Raw genomic sequence first — 23,919 nt, 5'->3', positions numbered from 1 at the left:
CACGACATGGCCAACCGCACCCCCGAGGCCCCACGCCCCCGGCTCGGGAGCACCGCAGCGACCGACACCGCCCGGCCGCGACTCGCGCTCAACGTCTCCGCCCCGGGCCGCCCCGATGCGATCCTGGACGTCGCGCGCGAGGCGGAGCGCCGCGGCATGGACCGACTGGTCGTCGCCGAGACCGCGTACAACCCCTCATCCAGCTCGCCCGGGCCGCCGACGCGACCCGATCGATCGAGCTCGCCACCGGAGTGGCGATCGCCTTCGCCCGCACCCCGATGACGCTCGCCTACGAGGCCTGGGGCCTCCACGACACCTCCGGCGGACGCGCCGTCATCGGCCTGGGCTCCCAGGTCGAGCCGCACGTCGTGCGCCGCTACGGGATGCCGTGGACCCGGCCGGCGGCCCGGATGCACGAGTACATCCACGCCGTCCGGGCGATCTGGCACAGCTGGCAGACCGGCGAGAGGCTCGACTTCCGCGGCGATTTCTACTCGCACACCCTGATGACACCCGTCTTCGCCCCCGGCCGCGTCGGGAGCGGCGTCCCCCGGATCCTGCTGGCCGGGGTCGGCCCGTTGATGACCTCCACCGCCGGCGCCGTGGCGGACGGCTTCATCAGCCACGCCTTCACCACCGTCGAGTACCTCACCCGCACGGTGCTGCCGCGTCTCCACGCGGCCCGGGCCGGGGCCGAGGCCGGCGGCGGCGCCTGGACCGGCCGGCCCTTCGAGATCGTCGGCAACGTCCTGACCGCGACCGGCCGCACCGAGGAGGAGTTCCGCACGAACCTGGCAGCCGTCCGCGAACGGATCGCGTTCTACGGCTCCACCCCCGCCTACCGCGCCGTGCTGGAGACCCACGGCTGGGGCGCCCTCCACGAGGAGCTGCACCGGCTGTCCCGGCAGGGCCGCTGGCAGGAGATGGGCGAGGCCGTCGACGACGACGTCCTCGACGCCTTCGCCGTCACCGGCAGCCCCGAGGAGGTCGCCCGGGAGATCCACCGCCGCTACTCGGGCCTGGTCACCCGCATCGCGGTGAGCCCCGCCCCGAACGCCGACCCGGCACTCACCCTGGCCGTCCTCGCCGCCGTCCGCGGGCTGGACTCCGTGGACGACGCCCGACTGGACCACCGGTGACGGCTCCGCGGCGTCCAATGCCTCGAACCACCCGTGTTCGACGCCGAATCGGGCGCATCCCTGGCAGTGATCGTTCTTGACCGCCGGGCGCATGACGACATGTCACCACGCGTGGTGCCCGGTGAAGGGGGATGGAGCGGCCCGGCCCGTGCGGTACCCGAACGGACGCTTGCTCACCGATGACGTCACCTCGGCCCGGCTCGCCATGGTCTCCAACGGGAACACGGAACCGCACCCGGTGTCCTGACCTGCCGCCGGCCGGTCGGGGCGTGGAGGGACCGCGGCGGCGCTTGCGCTGTACCGGCGCAAGCGCGGGGACCGGCCCGTCCGCGCCGTGACCGTCCCGACGAGGTCCCCTGGCAGTGTCAGAGCGCCGGGCGAGGCGGCAGGTCAGCTCCCCGTCCTCGTTGCCCGGACCGGCGTATGACGTGGAGACAACAGCGGTGTCGCGGCCGCCGATCCGCCACATGCGGTCGTCTCGGACGGGCCGCCCGCGTGCCAGGCCTCCCGGCGGCCACCACGGCGTGCCACAGCTCTCCGTCGTTCTCCCGGCCGTCGATGGCACCGGCCTGTCTCGCTGACAAGTCTCCGCTTTCGAGACGGCTCGGCGATGCCGTTGCGCGGCCTGTGGGCGCTCGTCCAGGCAGGGTGTGACCGGGTTGTTTAGCTGCAGACAATTGCACTCGGGCACGCCCGGTGCCTGGACTCGGCCGCGGCCAGCCTCCTGCCCGTCCCGTACACGGTGGCGACCGGGTTCGCCGCAGGCTACCTGGCCCCCGACTCCGACCCGCCCGGCGCCAACGACTCGTCGTGCAGGCCGAGCGCCGAACACCCCCGGCTGGTGGTGCTGATCCACGGCACCGCCGAGAACGCCCGGCAGAACTGGGGCTCCCTCTTCCCCCTCCTCCACAACAACGGCTACTGCGTCTTCGCCCTCGACTACGGTGCGCCCGGCGGGGTGATCACCAAGGGTCTGGGGCCGATCGAAGACGGCGTCTACATTCTGAGCGACCACATCGATCAGGTTCTGGCCGCCACCGGCGCCGGGCAGGTCGACATCGTGGGCCACTCCCAGGGCGGCATGCTGCCCCGTGCCTACCTGAAGTACCTCGGCGGCGCACCGAAGGTGCACACCCTGGTCGGCCTGGGCCCCACCAACCACGGCGGGACCGTGAGCGGATTCGTCACCCTCAACAGCTACCTGGGCACCCTCGGCGCGGTCGTCGCATTCGGCAACATCACCTGCCCGGCGCGCACGCATCAGTTCACCGGCTCGGACTCCTGGCGGACCTCGACGACGGGGGCGACACCATCCCCGGCGTGCACTACACGGTGATCGCGTCGGCAAGGCGGCCGGGCACCGGAGGTCTCCCGCGACACGCATCACGCAGCCGCCGGCACGCTCCCGGCCGCCGAGGAGTCGGCCCTGGCCCGGCTGCGATCCGGCAATCCCTTCGCGGCGGAGAAACTCATCTGGCACCAGCTCTACCGCGCCTGCCGGGCGAGCGTGGCCGGCGGCCACGCCATCGTCTTCCACTGACACCCGACCGCAGGCCCCGCACCCGCCGTCCTGCGCGTCGCATCGTCCCGGCGGCCCGGCCAGTCACAGCAATGGCGCTGGGTGTACGAACGATCCGCGTGCACGAGGTGCCTCCCCTGGCCCCTGGCTTCCGGCGGTGCCCACCGGCCGGCAGACCGGCCAGGCCGGCCGCGTGCCTGGGCAGGAAAGGCCGGCACCCGCGCTTAAATGAATGCCGTCATCCCACAGGAGAGGGGCGGCTGCGATGCCCATGCCCGCACATCCGCCGAAGAATCCGACGAGTCCGTTCGCTTCGTTCAGCGGGCACCACGTCGGCATTCGTGTCCCCGACTACGAGGCCGCCAAGACGTGGTACACGCAGAAGCTCGACTTCCGGATCCTGCACGAGTGGCCGTACGGGGACATGAAACTCGCCTACCTCTGCCCGCCCGATGACGACGATTTCCACCTGGAGCTGCTCGCCGGACCTGTGCCTTTCCCGAACGACATCGTCGACGACCTGGGCGTCAGCCTCCAGCACGGCGGCTACCAACACGTGTGCTTCCGTGTCGACGACGTCGAGGCGGCCCACGCCGAACTCACCGCGCGTGGCGTTGACCTCATCGGTCAGCCCTTCGACATCGAGGACATCAGCCGCCGCCTGGCCTTCTTCCGCGACCCGTGGGACAACATGATCGAACTGTCCCAGAAGCTCCCCGGAGCCGGATCCTGACACTGCCCCACCCGCTGCTCCCGGCACACGAGCGTGGAGGCGAGGCGGTCGACGATGGACCGCGGCTCGGCCCGTCCGGGGACGGTCGATCTCCGGCGCAGGCGGCTCACCTCGTTGCAGCGGTCCTCGGACGCCACTCCCCCAGTCCGCCCCAGTGGCGAACGATTCCGTCCTCGGCGCAGGGTCCGGAGTCGCCAATGCGGCTGGACGGGTGTAGTTCCGCTCCTGACCGCAGTGGCCTCCGCCCGCGGCGGCGCACCACTGGGTTACATGGGCCTGCGCCTCGGGGCGGGGCGCGCCGGGGATCTCCACGGCCCCGGGCCCGACGAAGGAAAGAGCACCATGGCAGTGCGCGAACTCCGCCACCGCACCCCCTGCTCCGCGGTCTCGCCGCCGCCGTGCTCGCGGCAGGCGTGCTGGTGGCCTCAGCGGGACCGGGACACGGCGTCGGCACGACCCGCCTGGCGCCCGGTACGCAGTTCACGCCGTTGACGGCGGCGGTGCTGACCGAGCCGTCGCCCGTCGAGGCCACGGACGGCAGGACCCACCTCTCGTACGAGCTGATCACGACGAGCGCGCTGTCCAGCGCCACGCAGCTGCGGCTCGACCGGGTCGACGTCCAGGACGCCCGTACCCACCGTGTCATCGGCTCGATGAGCGGGCAGGAGCTGGCCGATGCCGCCAATCCCGTCGGCGACCCCCTGCCCGGTGCGAACGGGTACACCCCGGCTCCCCCGGGGCCGACGCCGACCGTCATCCAGGGCTCCCAGCAGTGGATCATCTGGATCGACCTGGCCCTCGACGGCGACCGGCCGGTCCCCAAGGCGCTCGAACACCACCTCTCGGGCGCCGTCCTGACACCCTCCGGCCCCTCCGCGTTCGAGGAGACGGTGCAGACCACCCCGACCGCCCGCACCGCGCCCCTGGACCTGGCCCCGCCGGTCCGGCCCGGCACCTGGTACGCCAGCGAGTCGTGCTGCGGCAACACCCACCACCGGCGCGGCCTCGCCCCGATCAACGGCCGTCTCGACGTCCCGCAGCGCTTCGCCATCGACTGGTACCGGGTCGGCGAGCAGGGGCAGGCCTGGGAGGGCGACCCCACGCAGCTCACCAGCTACCTGAGCTACCGTCAGCCCGTCGTGGCCGCGGCCGGCGGCAGGGTCGTGGAGGTCCAGGACGGGCTCCCGGACAACCCGCCCCCCGTCAGCCCGACCGTCCCGCCGATCCAGGACACCGTCGGCAACCACATCACCCTGGAGGTCGCGCCGGGCCGCTACCTGCTCTACGGCCACCTGCACGCGGGCTCGCTCAACGTCCGTGAGGGCGACCGGGTCGAGACCGGCCAGCTCCTCGCGCTGATCGGCAACAGCGGCAACTCCACCACGCCGCACCTGCACTTCCAGGTGATGACCACCGCCGAGTTCTTCCCGACCGACAGCCCGCCGTTCACCTTCCACGCCTTCCGCGTCCTCGGCCACGTCGAGCCCCGGATCTGGGACGACAACCTCGGCCTGCAGCCGACCGGCGTCCTGCCGATCACGCCCTCGCCGTACGACGGCCGTCACCGCAAGCAGTATCCGCTCGACCGCGAGGTGCTGAAGTTCTGACCGGACTCCGGCCCGCCCACCACTGTCTGAGCCCTCCGACCGAATCGGCCGAACGCTACCGAACACGGCCGACGCCAGTCTTTGCCAAACGGTCGACCACGTCATGTTCCTGGTCGGGTAGTTTCCAAGGCATCCATTGAGCTGCGTGCACGGGCCCGTCGGCATGACCGACGGGCCCGTTGGGAGGGGTACGCCATGAGCGGGATCAACCTGACGACGACCGCGGCCGGTCTGCCGCAGGCGTGGAGCTCTCGCCTGCTGGGCCGGGTGGGGCCGGCCTGCGTGAAGGTGCTGCGCATGGACGGGCTGACGGTGGAGGAGGAGAGCCACGGCGCCGATGAGGCACTGATCGTGATCGACGGCCGGCTGGAGCTGGAGGTGGCCGGCAAGCACGTGCCGGTGCGAGCCGGCGAAATGTACACCGTGGCCGCGGGGACCGTGCACGCGGTCCGCCCCGGAAGCCACGGCACGCTGGTGATCGTGGAACTGGCCCACGACTGACGGCCCCCACTGATCCCACCCACTCGGCGCGGTCTCGGACATCGACTCCGGGGTGGGTCCTCGCGGGCGGCGCCCCCGTCAGCAGGTGCCGTCGTCGCGCCAGACCGCCCAGGAGCCCGGGTCGTTCGGCACTGCGTCGGTGGAGTAGTAGGTGGCGGTGTACCTGTGCCCCGCGTGGGCGACCGTGTCGCCGGGCACGTAGGACCTGCCGGAGCTCCAGGCGGTCGGGCAGGCCGTGCCGCCTCCGCCTCCGCCGACCGTGGTCACGGTGACCGCTGCGGACCGGGTCCCCGCATTCCCCGCGGAGTCGATGGCGGCGACCGTGTAGCGGTACCCCGTGCCGGCCGAGACGCCGGTGTCGGTGTACGAGGCAGCAGGGGTCGTACCGACCTTCGTGCCGGCGCGGTAGACGGCGTACGAGGACGCGCCGGGGACTGCCGCCCAGGAGAGCGAAGCGCTACTGGCGGTGGTGGCGGTGACGCGGAGCCCGGTGGGGGCCGGCAGGGCGGTCGTACCGCCGCCGGTGCCGACGAACTTCCAGGTGATCCCCGAGACCACGCCGATGTTCAGGTCGGCGAGCTTCTGGAAGGCGGTCCGGCTGAGATCGATGTGCTCGGCACTGCAGGACGGGCACTTGTCCTTGACCGGGACGGTGATCGTCCGGCCGTTGTAGCCGACCTCGACGGAGACGCCCTTGCAGAGGTCGTCGTTGTTCGGGTTGGCCGAGGTCCACCACGAGCTGGAGACGGCGACCAGGTCCTCGGCGGCCGCGTTGATCGCCGTCCCGCAGGCACCGTAGCCCGCGTTGTCGTACCAGGTCATCTTCCCGACCCTGGAGTCGCCGACCGGTATCGAGGCCAGCGCCGACCCGATGCCGAACACGGTGACCATCAGCGCACCGACCAGGCCGGCGATCCACCGCCGGCGTATCCGTTTGGGAGCGGAATGCACGCGTCCTCCTGAAGGGATGGGGGTGGTGTCACGTCGTGCCGGCAGGACCGCGCACAGCTCCGACTGACCGGCCACCATCAATAGCCATCCCCACCCCGCCCGGTCAACGCCCCAGCGAGGCACCCGGCTTGTGCACAGCGCACCATCCCGTCCTCCTTCCTGCAGGTCACCACGGCCATCGCACGCACCCGACCGTGACGGCACGCCCCGACGGATGGAACACGCTTATGCGGCCGTTAAGTTCGCCACAAGGTGGTGCCGCCGGCCGGCCGCGCGCCCCCGAACGGCGGCAGCCGTGGCATCACTGATCATCAATCGGACGGGCACATCCGATCAGCACCCATCGCGAGTCACTCCCCGTCGGCGAGCAGGAAGGCCGGCAGCGGGGCCTCCAGCACCAGGGCCGAGGGAAGTGTCAGACCGAAGTGCCGCTCCAGCACCTCCAGAGCTGCCCGGTGCACCTCGTCGTCCGGTCGTTCCTCGTCCGGCAGACCTGCGGTGCTCAGCAACTCCTTGACCCTATCCGCGATTTCGGGGTCCCCGACGACCTGGCCGTTGCCCCAGGAGTCGTCCAGGTGCAGATTGAACGAGCACACTGTCCGGCCGTCCCGGTGAGCGTGGAAGGTCGGCGGCACCGGCTTGCCGTTCTCCTCCTCGTACTCGAGCACAAAGACCTCGGCACCGTCCGAGGAGATCGCCGGATCGGTCCGGAATTCCCCGAACCAGCCCCCGTACGCCACCGCGAAGGTCCACCCGTCGCTCACCCCCAGGCGCAGCCCGATCCCGTCCCAGGCGTCCCCGAACTCCGCGTCCAGCCTCTCGACCAGGCCGTCCCCGGTGAGCTCCCCGACCGGCTCCACGGTCCGCTTCGACCACTGGGCCGAGGACGCGATCCGCGTCGCCAGCGCCTCGATCCCGAGCCCTCGGGCCAGGGTCACGCGGTAGCCGCCGAAGGCAATGCTCTGTGGCTCCGCGAGCCACGCGATTCCGTCCGTCATGCAGGTGATCCTGCCGCACCGCACCGACACACTCCGCCGCGGGCCGCCGGTGCAGGCCGCCCGGGGATCTGAGGGGCGGAGCCGAGTCGACGCATCAGGCGCCTCGGGCGGGTTCGCGCTCAGCCTGCCGTGGCGCCGGGTCCCTCCTCGCGGGCTTCCGACGGGCGGGGTGCGGTTGCCTCGTCCAGGAGCTCAAGGATGTGCCGGTAGGGGCGGCCGGTGGCGCGGGTCATGCCCAGCTCGCAGGTGTGGTTGGACGAGACGTAGCCGTCGAAGTCGCGCGCGGCGAGCTCGGCGGCCTGGGCGACGGTCGCGGCAGCGGTGAGCTCGGGGTGGAGCAGGCCGCGGTCCCCGCGTACGCGCAGCAGCCCCAGCTGTCGGGGACGGTGACCTCGGCGGCGAGCGCCCCGGCGAGGGTGCGCAGGTCGGTGTCGAGGCCGAGGTGGACGGCGGAGCAGGTCGGGTGCAGGGCCAGCGAGGCGAGGCGGCGGGGCGGGGGCAGCGCGGGCAGCAGGTGCTGGACGGCGAAGGTCACGGCGTCGACGAAGCGCAGGTCCTGGTAGCGGGCGCGTTCGGCCTCCGGCAGGACTTCGGTCAGCTGGTGGAGGCCGTGGGTGCAGGAGGTGGCGTCGCTGACCACGGGCAGCCGGCCGGCGTCGGTGGTCTGCCACAGGGCGGCCAGGGTGCGGGCGGCCATCGCCCGGTGTCCGTCCGTGAAGCCCTTCGACTGCCAGGGAGTTCCGCAGCACAGCCGGTCCAGGCCCGCTGGGACGGCCACCTGGACGTCGGCCCGCTCGCACAGTGCGAGGAGGGCCCGGGTGGCGCCGGCCGCGTGGTCCGGTCCGGCGGGCTCGAACACGGCGCCGACGCAGGTGGCGAAGAGCACCGCCGTGGCGCCTTCGGGGGCCCGACCGGTCGGCCGGCGCCGTCCCGCGCGGGGGATCGAGTCGCGCCACGGCGGGACGACTTCGCCCGCGCCGAGCCCGCGCGCCGCGCCGGTCGCGGCCCGGACAACGGGGGCGGGGAGCCGGTGGGCGACGGTGAGCGCGGTGCGGACCCCGTGCAGGGCGGTGCCCCAGTGGTCGGCGACCACCCGCCCGGCGGTCTGTGCCAGCGGGCCGTGCCGGTCGGCGCGCAGCCGTTTCATGACCGCGCCGGTGTCGATGGCGACGGGGCAGGCGGTGACGCACAGGCTGTCGGCGGCGCAGCTGTCGACGGCGTCGAAGGCGTAGTCGGCCTGCAGTTCGCGGGCTCGGGCCCGGTCGCCCGCGGCGTCGGCGTCGGCGATCTCGCGGAGCAGGGCGATGCGCTGGCGCGGGGTGGTGGTGGCGTCGGCGCTGGGGCAGACGGGCTCGCAGTAGCCGCATTCGACGCAGCGGTCGACCGCGGGGTCGACCTGCGGAACCCGCTTGAGGTGGCGCAGGTGGGCGGCGGGGTCGTCGTCGAGGACGACCCCGGGGTTGAGCGTGGCGGCCGGGTCGCAGAGTTGCTTGATCTCGCGCATGACCTGGTAGAGCTCGTCGCCGTACTGGCGGCGGACGTACGGCGCCATGACCCGGCCGGTGCCGTGCTCGGCCTTGAGGGTGCCGCCGGCGTCGAGGACCAGGTCGACCATGTCGTCGGTGAACCGGGCGTAGCGGTCGATCTCGTCGGGCCGGTCGAAGTCCTGGCTGAGCATGAAGTGGACGTTCCCGTCCCGGGCGTGGCCGAAGATCACCGCGTCCTGGTAACCGTGCCGCTCGAACAGGCCGATGAGGCCCTCGCAGGTGTCGGTGAGCCTGGGCAGCGGGACGGCGATGTCCTCCAGCAGGGCGGTGGTACCGGGCCTTCGGGCGGCAGCCACGGCGGTGTACAGGCCCTTGCGCAGGTGCCACAGCCGGGCTCGGAGCCGGGCGTCGCGGGTGAGCGTCACCGGGAGGGCCGCGGCCGTGCGCTCCAGCACCGGCCGGGCGGCCCGCAGCACCGTCTCCAGTTCCTCGGCGTCCTCCTCGGCGAACTCGACCAGCAATGCCGCGTGCTGACGGATCGGCAGCTTACGCAGTCCGGCAGGGGCGTCCTCGCCGAGCTGTGCGACCCGCAGGGCGGCGGCGTCGAGGAGTTCGGCGGTGCGGGCGCCGGCGGCGAGAAGTGCGGGCAGCGCGTCGGTGGCCTCGGCGAGGCCGCGCAGGACGAGCAGGCCGGTGGCGGTGTGCGGCAGCAGCGGGACGGTGCGGAAGGTGGCCTCGGCTACGAAGCCGAGGGTGCCCTCGCTGCCGATCAGGAGGTGGGACAGGATGTCGACCGGCCGGCTGTGGTCGAGGAAAGCGTTGAGCCCGTACCCCATGGTGTTCTTGAGGGAGAAGAGGCGCTCGACGGTCGCACGGGAGGCGCGGTCGGCGTGGATGCGGGCGTGCAGGCGGAGCAGTCCGGCGTGCAGTTCCGGTTCCCTGGCGAGCAGTTCGCGGTCGGCGTCGTGGCGGCCGGAGTCGATCAGTGTTCCGGAGGGCAGCACGAACCGGAGCGATTCCATGGTGCGGTAGGCGTTGTCGCGGGTGCCGCAGTTCATCCCGCTGGAGTTGTTGGCGACCACACCGCCCACCGTGCAGGCGGATTCGCTGGCCGGGTCGGGGCCGAGCCGGCGGTTGTGGCGGGCCAGTCGGGCGTTGACCTGGCGCACCGTCAGACCGGGCTGGACGCTGACCCTTCGTCCGTCGTCGAGGATCCGGAGGTCGCGCCAGTGGGTTCGGACGTCGACCAGGACGCCGTCACCGCCGGCCTGACCTGACAGGCTGGTGCCGCCCGAGCGCAGGGTCAGCGGGATGCCCGCGCGACGGGTGGCCCGCATGAGGGCCGCCACTTCGTCCGCGGACGCGGCGCGCACCACGGCTTGCGGGGCGAGCAGGTAGTGGGAGGCGTCGTGGGCCGCCGCGGCGCGCTGGGAGGCTCGGGTGCGCACGCGCGCGGGGTCGCCGACGGCGGAGCGCAGCAGCGCCGCCAGGTCGGCGGGATCGGCGTGGGGCTCGGGGTGGCTGTTCATCGTTCTTCCCGTGTCGGTGCGGGCTCGATCCGCAGGGTCAGGGGTGGCGTGGCCGCGGGGGCGGGCAGGTGCAGCGGCCCGCGACCGGGGGTGATGCTGCCGAGCAGTACTCGGTGCCGGGCACCGGTGCAGGACGGCAGCGCGGCGGGCAGCCCGTGCACGGTCAGGAAGCCGAGGACGGCGAAGGCGAGGGCTTCCTTGGCCATGGCGGGCAGGCCGAGCTCGTCGCTGGTCAGGAGCCGGACGCCGGGCAGTTCCCGGGTGATCGCCGCGACCAGGGTGGGATTGCGGGTGCCGCCGCCGGAGACGACCAGTTCAGTGACGCCGTGGGCGCGGCAGGCGTCGGCGACGGTGCGGGCGGTGAGCCGGGTGAGCGTGGCCAGCACGTCGTACTGGTCCGGGACGGGCACCGCGGCCAGCGCGTCCAGCAGGTACGGCAGGTGGAACAGCTCCTTGCCGGTGCTCTTGGGCGCGGGGCGGCGGTAGTAGGGGTCGGCGAGCAGCCGGGCGAGCAGGCCGGGGTGCACCCGGCCCGCGGCGGCGCCGCGGCCGTCGGCGTCGTAGGAGCTGCTCCCACCGCTGAAGTGCCGGACCGCGGCGTCGAGCAGGGCGTTGGCAGGTCCGGTGTCGAAGGCGATCGGGTCCCGGCCGGGGGCGGTCACGGTGATGTTGGCGATGCCGCCCAGGTTGAGGGCGGCGGCGACGCCGTCCCGGGCGCCGAGCAGCAGCGCGTCGAGGAGGCTGACCAGTGGCGCGCCCTGGCCGCCCGCCGCGACGTCGCGGCTGCGCAGGTCGGACACCACCGGCAGTCCGGTGGCCTCGGCGATCCAGGCGGGCTGCCCGAGCTGCCAGGTGCCGCGGACGGCGCCGCTCTCCACCCAGTGGTGCATGGTCTGGCCGTGAGAGACGACCAGGTCGGCGGTGTGCCCGCACAGCTCGTGCAGCGCGGCCTCGGCCGCGGCTGCGAAGGCCTGGCCGATGCCGGTGTCCAGTCGGCAGAAGTCCTCGGCGCCGACGGGCGCGGGCGGCAGCGCGGCGGCGATCCGCTCGCGCAGCTCGGGGTCGTAGGGCCGGCTGAGCAGGCCCAGCGGCCGCAGCACCAGCGTCTCCTGATCTAGCGCCAGGTCCGCTGCCGCGGCCTCGATCCCGTCGTGGGAGGTGCCGGACATCAGACCGATGACGCGCACGACGACTCCCTCGGGGTGGTGGTCACCCGGCGAGTATCGAAGAGCAGGCGGCGCATGTCAACGATTTACCTCAGTTGCTCGCGATATGAATGTTTTTGACCTCACGACCCCGGGAAGGTGCGCCGAACACGTTTGAGCCGTGTTCATGCAAATGTTCGTTGGTGGAAAACTTTCTCAGCGAGGCACTTCTTCGGAAACTTTCCACCTACTAGCTTTCGGGGCTGTGCGCATCCGGCTCCATCCCCCGCCACAGCGGAGGCGCACAACTCCCCTCCTCCCCCACGTGACGCCAGGAGTGTCATGCGCCTGTCCAAACCCCTCCGCCGCCGGTCCGCCCTCGCCGGACTCGCGGTGCTGACCGCCGCCACCACGTTCCTGACGACAGCGGGCAGTGCCGTTCCGGCCTCGGCCGCTCCCGCCGCCAAGGACGTCTCCTACCGCGGCTACCACGTCAAGGTCCCCACCGCCTGGCCGGTGATCGACCTGGCCACCCACCCCGCCACCTGCGTCCGCCTGGACCACGACGCGGTCTACCTCGGCCACCCGACCGACGCGGGCCAGGCGACCTGCCCCGCGCACCTGATCGGCCGCGGCAACACCCTGCTGCTGGAACCGCTCGACGCCACAGCCCGGAAGCTGGTGGACCGTCACACTGCGGTCGCCCCGGCCGGGAAGGCCGCAGCGCCGGTCCTGCGCGGTGCGGGCGCACCCCCGGCCAGGTCCGGGAGGCCGTGCCCGCTGCCGGGATCATGGCCACCGCTTCCTACGGCACCGACTCCGGGGCAGTCGAGGGCGTCCTCGCGCACGCCGACCTCGACGGCTCCGCCCAGGCCGTCGCCGCCCCGGCCGCCGAGTCGCTCGCGGCGACCGCCCAGACCACCGCGGCAGTCCCGGCGCAGCCCGGCGTGTTCACCGGCAAGGGCTTCGACCCCTGCTCCGCCCCCTCCGCCGCCCAGATGAGCGCCTGGAGCGCCTCGCCCTACCGGGCGATCGGCGTCTACATCAGCGGCGTCAGCGCGGCCTGCGCCCAGCCGAACCTGACCGCCTCCTGGGTCGGCGACCGGGTCGCCGACGGATGGCACATCATCCCGATCACCGTCGACCTCCAAGCCCCTGCACCACGTTCGGCCACCGGCTGTCCTCCACCCTCTCCACCGCGGCCTCGCAGGGCACCGCGACCGCGGCGGACGCTGTCGCGAAGGCGTCCGCGCTGGGGCTTCCCCCGGCAGCACCATCTACGAGGACATGGAGGGCTACGACCAGACCAACTCCTCCTGCAGCCAGGCCGTGCTGACCTTCCTGTCCGCGTGGACGGCCGAACTGCACGCCCACGGCTACCTGTCGGGCGTCTACTCCAGCCTCGGCTCCGGCATCTCGGACCTCGGGTCGCAGTACGGCACCGGGACCTACAACCTTCCCGACAGCATCTGGTTCGCCTGGTGGAACGGCGCCGCCGACACCAACACCGGCAGCTACGTGCCGGCCTCGTACTGGGCGAACCACCAGCGCGTGCACCAGTACACCGGTGACACCGACGAGACCTGGGGCGGCGTCACCATGAACGTCGACGACGACTACCTCGACCTCGACAGCGGCTCGGTCGCGACCTGCACCGCGAGCCTGGACTTCACCGCCTACACCGCCCTCTCCTCCGGTGCGACCGGCGATCCGGTGAGCGCGGCCCAGTGCCTGCTGCTGCGACAGGGCTACTTCGCCGGCGCGGTGAACGGCACGTTCGGCGCCGACACGGCCTCGGCCGCCTCCGCCTTCCAGACCGCGAAGGCGCTGACCGCGTCCGGCGCGGTCGACTCCCACACCTGGACGGCACTGCTCTCGGCCGGCACCAAGCCGTCACTGCAGAGCGGCTCCACCGGCGCGGACGTGCAGCGCCTCCAGCGCGCCCTGACGGCGGCCCTGGGCCAGACCGTGGGAATCGACGGTGACTTCGGCTCGCAGACCACCACCGCGGTCAAGAGCTACCAGTCCTCGCGCGGTCTCACCGCGGACGGCGCCGTCGGCCCGCTCACCTGGGGTGCGCTCCAGTCCGGCAAGTGACGACCGCCCCGGCCCCCGCTCGGCCCTCCCCTCCCGCTCCCCAGGAAAGGACTTCCATGCGCCTCAAGGGACCTCGCCTCCGTACCGCCGTCCGCGCGCTCGCCGTGGCCCTCGGCACCGGTCTGCTCGCCGTCGCCACCACCAACAGCGCCTACGCGGCCGGCACCGTGCCGCAGCGCCTCAACCTCAATCTCCCCTCCTGCCCCAGCGTCGTCAAGCAGGGCGAGAACGACGGCTGCGTCACCGAGCTGCAGACGCTGCTCAACCAGCGCGGCGCCGCACTCACCGTCGACGGCGACTTCGGCGCCGCCACGCTCGCCGCCGTCAAGGCCTTCCAGACCGCCAAGGGCCTGGGCGCCGACGGCCAGGTGGGCTCGCTGACCCGGGCCGCCCTCTACTACGTCGACCCGGCCGTGCCCATCGACCTCGGCGCACTGACCTGCCCCGTCGACCTCCACGCCGGGGAGAACGACGGCTGCGTCACCGAACTGCAGAACCTCCTGAACCAGCACGGCGCCGCACTCACCGTCAACCACACCTTCGACACCGCCACCACGACGGCCGTCACCGCCTACCAGACCTCGGCCTCGCTGCCCGCCACAGGCGTGGTCGACCCGGCGACCAAGGCGAAGCTCTACGGCCGGCCGGCCCCGCAGACCCCGCCCGACCTGGGCACCGGCCGCTACAGCGCGGTGGTCACCATGGCCCAGGCCAGCCTCGACAGCAACATCCCGTACGTCTGGGCCGGCGGCCACGAGGACCAGGACTTCGGCCCGTCGATCGGCTCCTGCGAGAACTACGGGGGCGACATCCAGCCCTGCCCGGCCGACCACACGGTGGGCCTGGACTGCTCCGGCTTCACCCGCTGGCTGTACTGGCGGGCCGGCGCCGGCGACATCGGGTCGACGACCAAGGACCAGATCGTCAACCCGCGGCTCCAGACCGTCTCCCTGGCCAACGCCGTCCCGGGCGACCTGGTCTTCTTCGGGACCCTCCCGATCACGCCCCACCACGTCGGCGTCTACACCGGGACGGTCAACGGCGTGCCGATGATGATCGACGAGCCCTACACCGGCACCTACGTCCGTTACGAGCCGGTCAGCAGTGCGTCGGGCCTGATGGGGTACTACCACGTCGGTTGAGCGACTCCCGCCGGGCGGCCCCTCCGATCTCCACGAAGGGGCCGCCCGGCCTGCTGCGTTCCCCGGCCGTCAGCGGGTGAGCAGGAACCGGGTGGCGGCGGCCTCGGCGACCAGCCGGTGCGGGGTGGCCGCGTCGAAGTGCAAGGACTCGCCCGACCGCAACAGGAGGGACCGGTGGCCGAGCTCGACCCGGAGCGCCCCGCTGAGGACGAAGCAGAACTCCTCGCCGGGATGCGCCACGGCCCGCCGGTGGTGGGCGGGCGTGCCGTCGCACAGAAGGACCTGGTACCGGCCCGGGCCGTCGCCCGTGAGCGGGTGGCTGCACCCCTCGCCGGGGGCCGGCCGCTGCGGTGGCAGCGCGGGCCGGCGGACCGGCAACCCGGGCGGCGGCTCCTCCCGACCGGCCCGACCGGCCCGGGCGAAGCCGAGCATCGCCGTCGGCGTGGAACCCAGTGCCGAGGCGACCCGGATCAGCGTCAGCAGGGTCGGATTGGCCAGACCGCGCTCCAACTGGCTCAGGAAGCTCTTGGAGAGCCCGGTCCTGCGGCCGATCGACTCAAGGGTCAGCCCGAGCCCGCGCCGGCGGTCCCGAATCGCCCGTCCCAACTCCTCGGCTTCCGTGCCCACCCGCTGCTCCCCGGAGAGGATGATCTCCAGCAACACGTCGTTGCTGGGGTTGGTGGTGCAGAGCCGCCGACCCGTGTCCGGTCGCCGGCTGTCGTACCTGTGCGTGTTCGGCGTTCTGATGTGCCCGCAGGGGCCGACCGCCCGCTCGGGCCGCTGCCGTTCACCGGTGCGGCGGCCCCCTCACCACCGGGACCGGGGCCCCGGGCACGCCGACGGCCGCCGACGCGAAGAGCGCCGACGGCCGTGGCCGATCGTGACGGGACACCGGGCGGCTCATGCCGTGAGCAGTCGCCGGTGGGCGGGTGCGGCGGCCCCGGGCGGCAGCACGGCCCGGAGGGCGAGTGCTGCCGCGCCGGCGGCCGGGTCACGGGCGGGGAGCAGCGCGCGCCCCGGCAGGGCACCGGCGACGCGGGCGGCGGTGAGCGTGTCGTTCAGCAGCAGGGAGCCCGCCAGGGCCAGCGGTCCGGACGGCCCGTCGGGTTCGACGGCCTGCAGGCTGCACAGGAGCAGCCGGGCGGCCTCGTCGACCAGGGCCGCGGCGGTGGCGTCCCCGCACGGGCCGCCGCCTCCACCAACGGGGCGAGGGCCGCGAGCCGAGCGGGCTGCGGCGGGTAGGCGACCGCCACCAGGCGCTGGCAGAGTCCGGCCGGCTCCGCCTCGGCGGTTCCACCCGGCCGAGCCGCGCCCCCGGGCTCACCCGGTCGATCCGCATCGCCAGGCGCACACAGCAGGTCCGCGGCGCCGGGTCCGCCCAGCAGGTCGGCGGCGACGGGCACGGTGAGCGCGGTGGGGCCGGTACGGCCGTCGAGGGCGGCCAGGACGGCGCGCAGCGCGTTCAGGCCGAGCCAGACGCCGGAGCCCTCGTCGCCCAGCAGCCAGCCGTGGCCGTCGCTGCGCCGGACCAGCTCGCGTTGCTCGAAGCGGGCAGCGATCGCACCTGTTCCCGCCAGCAGCAGAGTTCCCGACGGTTCGTCGGTCGCAGCCGCGAAGGCGACGGTGAGGTCGGGGACCACGGTCGGGAGCCCCGGGAGCCCTGCGTCGCTCCAGGCGTCGGCGGCCAGTTCCCCGGCGGTCCGGTGGCCCGCCGCGCCGGCGCCCGCGAGGCCGAGGACGCCGGCGCGGACCAGGCCGCGGTCCGTGTCGCCCAAGGCCGCGCGGAGCGCCGCCGCGAGCTGCCCACGGGCGGCCTCCCGGCCGCCGCTGGAGCGGAAGTTGGCGCCGCCGGCACTGCCCCGGCCGACGATTCGGCCGTCGGCCGTGGCCAGGACGCAGCGGGTGCCGGTGCCGCCGGCGTCGACGCCGAGGACCAGGTCGGTCATCGGCCGCCTCCCGGGTGCGCGGCCCCGGGGCGGGTCAGGACGCGCACGGCACCTGGTCCTCGGAGCCGCGTGCGGACTGCGGGGCCGCCGTGATCTCGACGCCGACCACGCGCCGGGCCTTCGGGTGGTGGCAGGCGTGGTGCTGGTCCTGGTCCGCGAGCGCTTCGAGGACGGGCCGTTCGGTGTGGCAGCCGTCGGTCGCGAACGGGCAGCGCGGGGCGAACAGGCAGCCGTCGGTCCGGACCTTCTCGTCCAGGGCGGCGAGCGGCACGAGCCGGTCCGGCCCGGGCTCCTCCAGTCCGCGCATCACCGGCACCGCGGAGAGCAGGCACTGGGTGTAGGGGTGGACGGGGGCCTGGATGACCTCGTCGACCGGGCCGCGCTCGACGACCTGGCCGCGGTAGATGACGTGGAGTTCGCCGCCGTCGCCGAGGTAGCGCGCGGTGGCGACGTCGTGGGTGATGAACAGCAGCGAGATCCCGAGCCGGGCCCGCAGGTCGTTGAGGAGTCCGAGGATGCCCAGCCGCATGGAGACGTCGATCATCGAAACGGCCTCGTCCGCGATCAGCACCTCGGGGTCCACCGTCAGCGCGCGGGCGATGACGACGCGCTGACGCTGCCCGCCGGAGAGCTGGTGCGGGTACTTGGGGAGCGCCCCTTCGGGTTCCAGGCCCACCAGCTCCAACAGCTCCGCGGCCCGTTCCCGCGCGGCACCCGGGTCTGCCCCGGTCTCCTTGGCGCGCATCCGCAGCGGGTCGCCGAGGATCTGCTCCACGGTCCGGGTCGGGTTGAGCGCCGAGTAGGGGTCCTGGTGGATCATCTGGATCCGCCGGAAGTGTGCGGCCCGCCGCCGGACCGGGACCTTGGACAGTTCGACCCCGTCGATGACGAGTTCGCCGCCGTCGAAGGGCTCGAGGCCGGTCAGGATCTTGCCGAGCGTGGTCTTGCCGCAGCCGGACTCGCCGATGAAGGAGACCGCGCCGCCCTCCGGAAGAGTGAAGTCGATGCCCCGCAGGGCCTGCACCGTGCGGTCGCCGGTGAACGCGCCGCGGGTGCGGTAGGTGCGGGTGATGCCTCGGGCCTCGATCACGACGACTCCCCGGTGACGGCGGCGGGTTCAGCATGGCAGGCGCGGCGCCGGTCCTCGGCCCACGCGGTGAGTCGCGGTTCGGTCTCCGCGCAGATGTCCATGGCGAGGGCGCAGCGCTCGCGGAAGACGCAGCCGGTGGTCGGGACGGTGGTGAGGTCCGGCGGGCGGCCGGGGAGCGCCTTGGCTTCCGCGGTGTCGCCGGTGATCCGGGCGGTGGCCCGGATCAGGGCGCGGGTGTAGGGGTGGGCGGGGCGCCGGAGCAGGTCGAGGACGGGTCCGTCCTCGACGATCCGGCCGCCGTACATCACGGCGAGGCGGTCGGCGACCTCGGAGACCACACCCATGTCATGGGTGACGATCAGGGTGGCGAGGTCGTTCTCCTCGTGCACCTGGCGGACGATGTCGAGGACGGCGGCCTGCGAGATCATGTCGAGGGCGGTGGTGGGCTCGTCGAGGATCAGGACCTTGGCGTTGAGCACCAGGGCGAAGACGATGCCGATCCGCTGCCGCATGCCGCCGGACAGCTCGTGCTGGTAGGAGTCGAGCACCCGCTGCCCGTCCAGGCCCATCCGGTCGGCGAGTTCCCTGGCCTTGGCGACCAGCGTGCGCGGATCCTGCACCTTGTGGGAGCGGCCGAGGTCGAGAAGTTGCCGGCCGATGGCCTTGAGCGGGTTCAGGGAGTTCTGCGAGGCCTGGAAGACGTAGCCGAGCGCGGCGCCGCGGACCTTGCGCAGGTGCTCGCCGCGCAGGGCGGTGACGTCGCCGACGCCCTCGACCCGGACGGAGCCGGCGCTGATCCGCCCCGGTTCGGGGATGGCGTTCATCAACGACAGCGCCAGGGTGGACTTGCCGGAACCGGACTCGCCCACCAGGCCCGTGATCTGACCTCGCCTCAGGTCGATGGAGGCATTCGATACGGCCGGCCGCTCGCCCTGCGCCGTGCGGTAGAGGACGGTCAGGTCGCGCACGCGGACCTCTGCGACAGCGTCCTCGGTGGCGCGTTCGATGGTGTCCGTCATGAGCGCTCCCTCAGGCGGGGGTTGAAGAGTTCGTCGATCGCGTCGAGGAAGAGCACGACGCCCAGGGTGAGCAGCAGGATGCAGGCCAGCGGGGCCAGCAGGTAGGCCAGCGCGTCCGGGCTGTTCATGGCGCCGCCGGCGAAGACGGCCTGGTTGAGCATGACGCCCCAGTTGCTGCTGGAGAACGGGACGATGCCGAGGAAGAACAGGCCGACCTCCGCCCCGATGAAGCCGATGACCGACAGCAGCAGGTGCATGGCGACGTAGGGCGCGATGTTCGGGAGCAGTTCCTTGACGATGATGTGCCGGCTGGGCAGCCCCAACCCCTTGCGGCTTCGAGGAATCCGCGCTCGCGCAGGGAGAGGGTCTGGGAGCGGACGGCGCGGGCGACGCCTCCCCAGCCCGTGAGGCCGAGGACCAGGCCCATCTCCGTCGGACTGCTGTAGCTCCAGATCGTGGAGAGCACGATCAGCAGCGGGAAGCCGGGGATGGTGAGCACGAAGTCGGTGAGCCGCATCAGGGCCGAGTCGGTGAGGCCGCGGTGGTAGCCGGCGACCAGGCCGACGCCGGTGCCGAGGACGGCGGTGATCAGCGCCGCGAAGGCCGCGGTGTGCAGCACGTACCGGGCCCCGATGACGACTTCCTGGAAGACGTCGGAGCCGGCGAAGTCGGTGCCGAGCCAGTGGTCCGCGCTGGGCGGGGCGTAGACGGCGTCGGGGTCGACGGCCAGTCGGCCGGGGTAGATGACGGGGCCGAGGACGGCCATCGCGGTGAAGAAGACCAGGATGGCGAGGCCGATGATCCGGCCGGGGCGGCGCAGCAGCACCTGCCGGACGCCGGTCCACCGGGCGCGCCGGGCGGCGGACAGCCGGGGCGCACGAAGGGTCGCGGTGGTCATCGCTCAGCGCCTCACACGGGGGTCGATCACCGAGTAGCACAGCTCGGCGAGGATGTTGGCCAGCACGATGGCGACGGTGATCAGCAGGAAGGCTCCGCTCATCAGCGGGTAGTCGCGTTGGCCGATGCTCTGCAGCAGCAGGTTGCCCAGGCCGGGGTAGTCGAAGATGTCCTCGATCAGGATGGCTCCACCGAACATGAAGCCCAGCGACAGCGCCAGCACGGTGAACAGCGGCAGGATCGCGTTGCGGCCGATGTACCGCATCCTGGTGCGCGGGGTGATGCCGCGCAGTTCGGAGGCGAGGATGAAGTCGTCGCCGAGTACCGAGACCACGCTGGACTTCATGGCCAGCAGCCAACCGCCGTAACTGAGCAGGGCGTAGGTGGCCACCGGCAGCACCGCGTGCTCCACCAGCGAACCCAGGTAGGGCAGGTTGAAGCCGGGTTCCAGGGAGACGTCGCTGGTGTCGCCGAACGGGAGCAGGTTCAGCTCGGTGTGGAAGACCAGGGCGAGCAGCAGGGCGAGGACGAAGGAGGGCACACCCGCGACGATCGAGCCGGAGAGGCTGAGCAGTCCGCCCCAGCGGCTGGATCTGCGCACCGCGGCGACGATGCCGGCCGCCACGCCGACCAGGAAGCTGACGAGCAGTCCGCTCAGGACGGGGAGCACGGTCCAGGGCAGGGCGGCGCCGATGACGTGGCTCACCGGCACGCCACTGTAGGAGATGGAGATGCCCAGGTTGCCGTGGAGCAGCTGCCACAGGTAGCCGCCGTACTGGTCGAGCAGGGGTTCGTGGGAGGTGAAGCCGTAGATCGCGGCCACCTTGGCCCGGGCGACCTCCGGTTCCAGGCCCTCCATGACGAACTGCTCGTACTGGGCGTCGCCGGGCTTCCCCGGCAGCACGTGCACGAGGAAGAACGTGAACGTGGCCACGATCCAGACCATGACCAGCCCGCCGGCGAGCCTCACCAGCAGTCCGCGGGTGAATGCCTTCACGACGTCTCACTTCGCGTCGGGAAGCCTCGTCGAGAGACTTCGGTGGGGGTTTCGGGGTGGGGCGCGCCCCGCGGGGCGGGGCGCGCCGGCCGTGCCTACTTCTTCTTGACGAAGCCCTGCATCATCCAGACGCCGGGCGGGTTGTTCAGGATCGCGTCCTCGCCCTGCTTCGGGAAGTTCGTGAACCGCTTGTCGCTGGTGAACTGCACGTTGGTGTAGTCCCAGATCTGGATCAGCGGCACTTCCTGGTTGCTGACCTGGGCGAGCTGCTGAACGATCGGCTTCTGCGCGACGAGGTCCAGGGTGGCGAGCCGGGCGGTCAGCTGACCCGGGTCGAGGGTGGCGCCGCTCAGGGTGTACTGGGTCGGCCCGTGCTGCCAGTTGCCGCCGCCGTCGCTGTGGGTCGCGGTGGCGCCGGTCGCGGTGTAGCCGTCGTCCGCGCCGTAGTAGCGCTGGTAGCCCTTCGAGGTCTGCGGCCCGAGTGCGGTCAGCCACCAGCCGACGGCGTACTTGCCGGCCGCCATCTCCTTCTTGTAGGTGGCGAAGTCGGCGGTGATGGCCGGCTTGGTCGGGATGCCGAAGTCGCTCAGCTCGTTCGCGACGATGGTGGAGGCGGCGATCCAGTCGCTGAAGCCGTTGACGGTCTGCAGGGTGATGGTCCACGGCTTGCCGTCGGGCATCAGCCACTTGCCGTCGGCCTTCTTGAACCCGGCGCCCTCCAGCAGGGAGGCGGCCTTGGCAGCGTCGGGCGCGTACGGGTTGAGCGCGCTCAGCTGGTCCGGGGACAGCCAGGTCTTGGCGGCGGTGTCGATCAGGCCGGTGTTGTACTTGTTGGCCACACCGCCGACGGGCTCGCCGACCTTGGTGACCGCCTGGCGGTCGATCACGTACGCGAGGGCCTGGCGCACCGCGGTGAGGTTGTACGGCGCGACGCTCTGGTTGAACGCGATGGCCGCGTCCACGGAGTTGACCGAGTCCTTGCGGGTGTAGCCTGCGCCGAGGATCTGGGTGAGCACGTTGTTGGGGATGGCGGTGTAGGGCGCCGAGTCGAGCTCGCCGTTGGTCATGTAGGACCAGATCTGCTCGTTCCCGGTGTAGTGGCGGATCACCACCTGCTTGGGGGCGATCTTGGCGGCGTCGTAGAAGTGCGGGTTGCGGTCGAGCACCACCGAGCCCGGGTTGATCCGGGTGATCACGAAGGGGCCGGCCGAGACATCGGCCTTCGGCGCGAAGGCGGAGACGGCCTTGCCCGTGGTGGTCAGCTTGGTGACGGCGGCCTGGGCGACCGCGGTGTCGGCGCTCTCGCTGGCGGCGATGGTCTCCCAGATGTCGGTGGGCAGCAGGCCACCGTAGACCTTGTCGGAGACGATGTTCTGACCCAGCACCAGGCGCCCGAAGTTCAGGTTGTCGGCGCCGGCCACCTGGTCGATCCGGACGCCGTGCTCGCCCACCGGCGTGACCTTCGCGACGGCCAGGCCCTGGCTGAGGAAGCCGGCGCCGACCGTGGCGTTGCCCTGGGTCAGAGCGATCGCCAGCGAGGTCTTGACGTCGGCCACGGTGACCGGGGTGCCGTCGGACCACTTGGCGTCCGGCTGGAGTTCGACGGTGATCCCCGTGGGGGTGATGGTCCAGCTCTTCGCCAGGCCGGGGAAGGCGTCGTTGGGGTCCGACGGGTTCTTCTTGCTGAACGCCAGCTGCATCGTGTCGTAGCCGAGGAACGTGTTCGTGGAGGCGTTGAACGGGTTCATCGGCGCGCCGACGGTGATCGGGTTGTTCCCGTCGATCGTCGTGTAGACAGCGCCGCCCGCGCCGGAACCGGTGGCGGACGAACAGGCGGAGAGTGCACCCAGCGTCGCCAGAGAGGCGATCACCGCTGTGAGGGGCTTGAACCTGGACATGGTCCTGGGGTCTCCGATCGCAGGAACGAGGGTTGTTGGGGGACCGCGGTGACCAGACGGTAGAAGGCGGGCACGGGTATGTCAATGAGTTGCGTAGGCAGGACTCGATTCGTAACTTGACGACAACGCGCCCGCCTCACCGACCCTGCCGGACCCGGGCCCAGAGCCAGGTCCGATGAGCGATGCAGGAAAGCAACGCAACGGCGGCAGGATAAGTTGCAAAATTACCTACCCGGGCCGCACCATGGCCTTGACCGAGAGGACAGCCAGCCGTGATGAGTCCGCACCACCCCGTCCGTGTGCAGTCACCCACCGAACTCCGCAACCCGCGCACCCACGACATCGATCGCCTGTCGGCCCTCGAGGTGCTCCGCCTGCTCAACGCGGAGGACCGGATCCCCGCGGACGCCGTCGCCGCCGTCCTGCCCGAGCTGGCGCAGGTGGTGGAGGAGACCACGCGCCGACTGCGCGCCGGCGGCAGGTTGCACTACTTCGGCGCCGGCACCTCGGGCCGGATCGCGGTCATGGACGCGGCCGAGCTGATCCCCACCTTCAGCCTGCCCCCGGACATCGTGGTGGCCCACCACGCGGGCGGCGCGGGCGCGTTGACCCTGCCCACCGAGGGAGCCGAGGACAGCGAGGCCGCCGGCGCGCTGGAGGCGGCGGTGGTCGGCGCCGGCGACGTGGCGCTCGGCATCGCCGCCAGCGGCCGCACCCCGTACGTCGGGGGCGCTGCGCGCGGCGCGCGCGAACGGCGCCTTCACCGCGCTGCTCAGCTCGAACCCTGCCGCCGGGCTGGCCGGGGCGGCGCACGTGCACCTGTGCGTGGACACCGGCCCCGAGGCAATCGCGGGCTCCACCCGCCTCAAGGCCGCCACCGCACAGAAGTTGGTGCTCAACAGCCTCTCCACGGCCGTCATGGTCGGCCTGGGGCACACCTACTCGAACCTGATGGTCGACGTCGCCGCCAGCAACGAGAAGCTGCGCGGGCGGCTGCTGACCATCCTGGTCGAAGCGACCGGCCTGAACCAGAAGCGCTGCGCGGACGCCCTGGCCGCCGCCGACGGCGAGTTGAAGACGGCCCTGGTCACCCTGCTCACCGACTGGCGGCCCGAGCAGGCACGCGACGCCCTGGCTGCGAGCCACGGCCACGTCCGCGCCGCGCTCGCGGGCGTCGGCCACCGGCCCGCGAACCTGGCGGTCTGACCCCCGGCGCCGCAGGTT

At 72.3% G+C, this 23,919-nt stretch carries 19 protein-coding genes and 3 pseudogenes; 11 read left to right on the top strand and 11 right to left on the bottom strand.

The window, feature by feature from the left end:
* The first annotated feature begins 6 nt into the window (after positions 1-6).
* The 6 genes from ABEB13_RS35285 to ABEB13_RS35260 all read left to right on the top strand — a co-directional run bounded on the left by ABEB13_RS35285 (position 7) and on the right by ABEB13_RS35260 (position 5,499).
* The gene (locus ABEB13_RS35285; RefSeq protein ID WP_345708744.1) at positions 7-282 is read left to right on the top strand and encodes a hypothetical protein; all 276 of its coding nucleotides are present in this window, start codon (positions 7-9) and stop codon (positions 280-282) included.
* On the top strand, positions 198-1,139 hold the full coding sequence (locus ABEB13_RS35280) for a TIGR03617 family F420-dependent LLM class oxidoreductase (protein ID WP_345709936.1): 942 nt from the start codon (positions 198-200) through the stop codon (positions 1,137-1,139). Before ABEB13_RS35285 ends, ABEB13_RS35280 begins: the two co-directional genes overlap by 85 nt.
* Positions 1,140-1,881: 742 nt before the next feature.
* A complete protein-coding gene (locus ABEB13_RS35275; RefSeq protein ID WP_345708743.1) occupies positions 1,882-2,475 on the top strand; it encodes an esterase/lipase family protein in 594 nt (197 codons plus the stop codon).
* Between the two features lie 448 nt (positions 2,476-2,923).
* Positions 2,924-3,391, top strand: a complete 468-nt coding sequence (locus ABEB13_RS35270) for a VOC family protein (RefSeq protein WP_345708742.1) — start codon at positions 2,924-2,926, stop codon at positions 3,389-3,391.
* A 419-nt stretch (positions 3,392-3,810) separates the two neighbouring features.
* On the top strand, positions 3,811-4,998 hold the full coding sequence (locus ABEB13_RS35265) for a M23 family metallopeptidase (RefSeq protein ID WP_345708741.1): 1,188 nt from the start codon (positions 3,811-3,813) through the stop codon (positions 4,996-4,998).
* Positions 4,999-5,193: 195 nt separating this feature from the next.
* Entirely contained in the window at positions 5,194-5,499 is a 306-nt protein-coding gene (locus tag ABEB13_RS35260) for a cupin domain-containing protein (RefSeq protein ID WP_345708740.1), read from the top strand.
* A 78-nt stretch (positions 5,500-5,577) separates the two neighbouring features.
* On the opposite strand, the gene ABEB13_RS35255 is transcribed toward ABEB13_RS35260, so the two are convergent.
* From ABEB13_RS35255 to ABEB13_RS35240, 4 genes are all read right to left on the bottom strand, one after another.
* Entirely contained in the window at positions 5,578-6,450 is an 873-nt protein-coding gene (locus ABEB13_RS35255) for a cysteine/serine endopeptidase inhibitor (protein WP_345708739.1), read from the bottom strand.
* A 350-nt stretch (positions 6,451-6,800) separates the two neighbouring features.
* Complete coding sequence (locus ABEB13_RS35250; protein WP_345708738.1) at positions 6,801-7,448, bottom strand: DUF6461 domain-containing protein; 648 nt, start codon at positions 7,446-7,448, stop codon at positions 6,801-6,803.
* Between the two features lie 229 nt (positions 7,449-7,677).
* The gene (locus ABEB13_RS35245; protein ID WP_345708737.1) at positions 7,678-10,464 is read right to left on the bottom strand and encodes an FAD-binding and (Fe-S)-binding domain-containing protein; all 2,787 of its coding nucleotides are present in this window, start codon (positions 10,462-10,464) and stop codon (positions 7,678-7,680) included.
* On the bottom strand, positions 10,461-11,651 hold the full coding sequence (locus ABEB13_RS35240; protein ID WP_345708736.1) for an anhydro-N-acetylmuramic acid kinase: 1,191 nt from the start codon (positions 11,649-11,651) through the stop codon (positions 10,461-10,463). The genes ABEB13_RS35245 and ABEB13_RS35240 overlap by 4 nt, the downstream gene beginning before the upstream one ends.
* 300 nt (positions 11,652-11,951) lie before the next feature.
* Between ABEB13_RS35240 and ABEB13_RS35235 the strand changes: the two genes are divergently transcribed.
* The 4 genes and pseudogenes from ABEB13_RS35235 (at position 11,952) to ABEB13_RS35225 (ending at position 14,848) form a co-directional block, all read left to right on the top strand.
* A complete protein-coding gene (locus ABEB13_RS35235; protein WP_345708735.1) occupies positions 11,952-12,611 on the top strand; it encodes a hypothetical protein in 660 nt (219 codons plus the stop codon).
* Positions 12,608-12,712: pseudogene (locus ABEB13_RS40900) on the top strand (glycoside hydrolase domain-containing protein); the annotation flags it as partial. The gene ABEB13_RS35235 and the pseudogene ABEB13_RS40900, both read left to right, overlap by 4 nt.
* Positions 12,713-12,764: 52 nt before the next feature.
* The gene (locus ABEB13_RS35230; protein WP_345709935.1) at positions 12,765-13,706 is read left to right on the top strand and encodes a glycoside hydrolase domain-containing protein; all 942 of its coding nucleotides are present in this window, start codon (positions 12,765-12,767) and stop codon (positions 13,704-13,706) included.
* 56 nt (positions 13,707-13,762) lie between these two features.
* Positions 13,763-14,848 carry a C40 family peptidase gene (locus tag ABEB13_RS35225; RefSeq protein WP_345708734.1) on the top strand — a complete coding sequence of 362 codons (1,086 nt, stop codon included), beginning with the start codon at positions 13,763-13,765 and terminating at the stop codon, positions 14,846-14,848.
* A gap of 69 nt (positions 14,849-14,917) precedes the next feature.
* Here the strand turns inward: ABEB13_RS35225 and ABEB13_RS35220 are convergent, their stop codons facing one another.
* The 7 genes and pseudogenes from ABEB13_RS35220 to ABEB13_RS35190 all read right to left on the bottom strand — a co-directional run bounded on the left by ABEB13_RS35220 (position 14,918) and on the right by ABEB13_RS35190 (position 22,668).
* On the bottom strand, positions 14,918-15,508 hold the full coding sequence (locus ABEB13_RS35220; RefSeq protein ID WP_345708733.1) for a helix-turn-helix domain-containing protein: 591 nt from the start codon (positions 15,506-15,508) through the stop codon (positions 14,918-14,920).
* A gap of 398 nt (positions 15,509-15,906) precedes the next feature.
* Complete coding sequence (locus ABEB13_RS35215) at positions 15,907-16,794, bottom strand: N-acetylglucosamine kinase (protein WP_345708732.1); 888 nt, start codon at positions 16,792-16,794, stop codon at positions 15,907-15,909.
* Between the two features lie 34 nt (positions 16,795-16,828).
* Positions 16,829-17,884, bottom strand: a complete 1,056-nt coding sequence (locus ABEB13_RS35210) for an ABC transporter ATP-binding protein (protein WP_345708731.1) — start codon at positions 17,882-17,884, stop codon at positions 16,829-16,831.
* Complete coding sequence (locus ABEB13_RS35205) at positions 17,881-18,903, bottom strand: ABC transporter ATP-binding protein (RefSeq protein WP_345708730.1); 1,023 nt, start codon at positions 18,901-18,903, stop codon at positions 17,881-17,883. The genes ABEB13_RS35210 and ABEB13_RS35205 overlap by 4 nt, the downstream gene beginning before the upstream one ends.
* Positions 18,900-19,801 (bottom strand): annotated as a pseudogene (locus ABEB13_RS35200) (ABC transporter permease). Before ABEB13_RS35200 ends, ABEB13_RS35205 begins: the two are co-directional and overlap by 4 nt.
* 3 nt (positions 19,802-19,804) lie before the next feature.
* Positions 19,805-20,797, bottom strand: coding sequence for an ABC transporter permease (locus ABEB13_RS35195; RefSeq protein WP_345708729.1), 993 nt, complete (start codon positions 20,795-20,797; stop codon positions 19,805-19,807).
* Positions 20,798-20,892: 95 nt separating this feature from the next.
* Positions 20,893-22,668 (bottom strand): ABC transporter substrate-binding protein, encoded by a 1,776-nt coding sequence (locus tag ABEB13_RS35190; protein ID WP_345708728.1) that lies wholly within the window; start codon positions 22,666-22,668, stop codon positions 20,893-20,895.
* A 302-nt stretch (positions 22,669-22,970) separates the two neighbouring features.
* Here ABEB13_RS35190 and ABEB13_RS40895 point away from each other — a divergent pair.
* Positions 22,971-23,901, top strand: a pseudogene (locus tag ABEB13_RS40895) (N-acetylmuramic acid 6-phosphate etherase).
* Positions 23,902-23,919 lie beyond the last annotated feature (18 nt).

The sequence above is a fragment of the Kitasatospora paranensis genome (assembly GCF_039544005.1).
GTDB lineage: Bacteria > Actinomycetota > Actinomycetes > Streptomycetales > Streptomycetaceae > Kitasatospora > Kitasatospora paranensis.
The sequence above is the reverse complement of the archived record's forward strand: the minus strand, read 5'-3'. Positions and strand labels throughout refer to the sequence as shown.

What these genes read in the sequence shown, in the direction of transcription:
- ABEB13_RS35250 (WP_345708738.1), bottom strand. Translation starts at nt 7,448, where the DNA reads ATGACGGACGGAATCGCGTGGCTCGCGGAGCCACAGAGCATTGCCTTC.
- ABEB13_RS35225 (WP_345708734.1), top strand. Translation starts at nt 13,763, where the DNA reads ATGCGCCTCAAGGGACCTCGCCTCCGTACCGCCGTCCGCGCGCTCGCC.
- ABEB13_RS35215 (WP_345708732.1), bottom strand. Translation starts at nt 16,794, where the DNA reads ATGACCGACCTGGTCCTCGGCGTCGACGCCGGCGGCACCGGCACCCGC.
- ABEB13_RS35285 (WP_345708744.1), top strand. Translation starts at nt 7, where the DNA reads ATGGCCAACCGCACCCCCGAGGCCCCACGCCCCCGGCTCGGGAGCACC.
- ABEB13_RS35245 (WP_345708737.1), bottom strand. Translation starts at nt 10,464, where the DNA reads ATGAACAGCCACCCCGAGCCCCACGCCGATCCCGCCGACCTGGCGGCG.
- ABEB13_RS35235 (WP_345708735.1), top strand. Translation starts at nt 11,952, where the DNA reads ATGCGCCTGTCCAAACCCCTCCGCCGCCGGTCCGCCCTCGCCGGACTC.
- ABEB13_RS35205 (WP_345708730.1), bottom strand. Translation starts at nt 18,903, where the DNA reads ATGACGGACACCATCGAACGCGCCACCGAGGACGCTGTCGCAGAGGTC.
- ABEB13_RS35270 (WP_345708742.1), top strand. Translation starts at nt 2,924, where the DNA reads ATGCCCATGCCCGCACATCCGCCGAAGAATCCGACGAGTCCGTTCGCT.
- ABEB13_RS35260 (WP_345708740.1), top strand. Translation starts at nt 5,194, where the DNA reads ATGAGCGGGATCAACCTGACGACGACCGCGGCCGGTCTGCCGCAGGCG.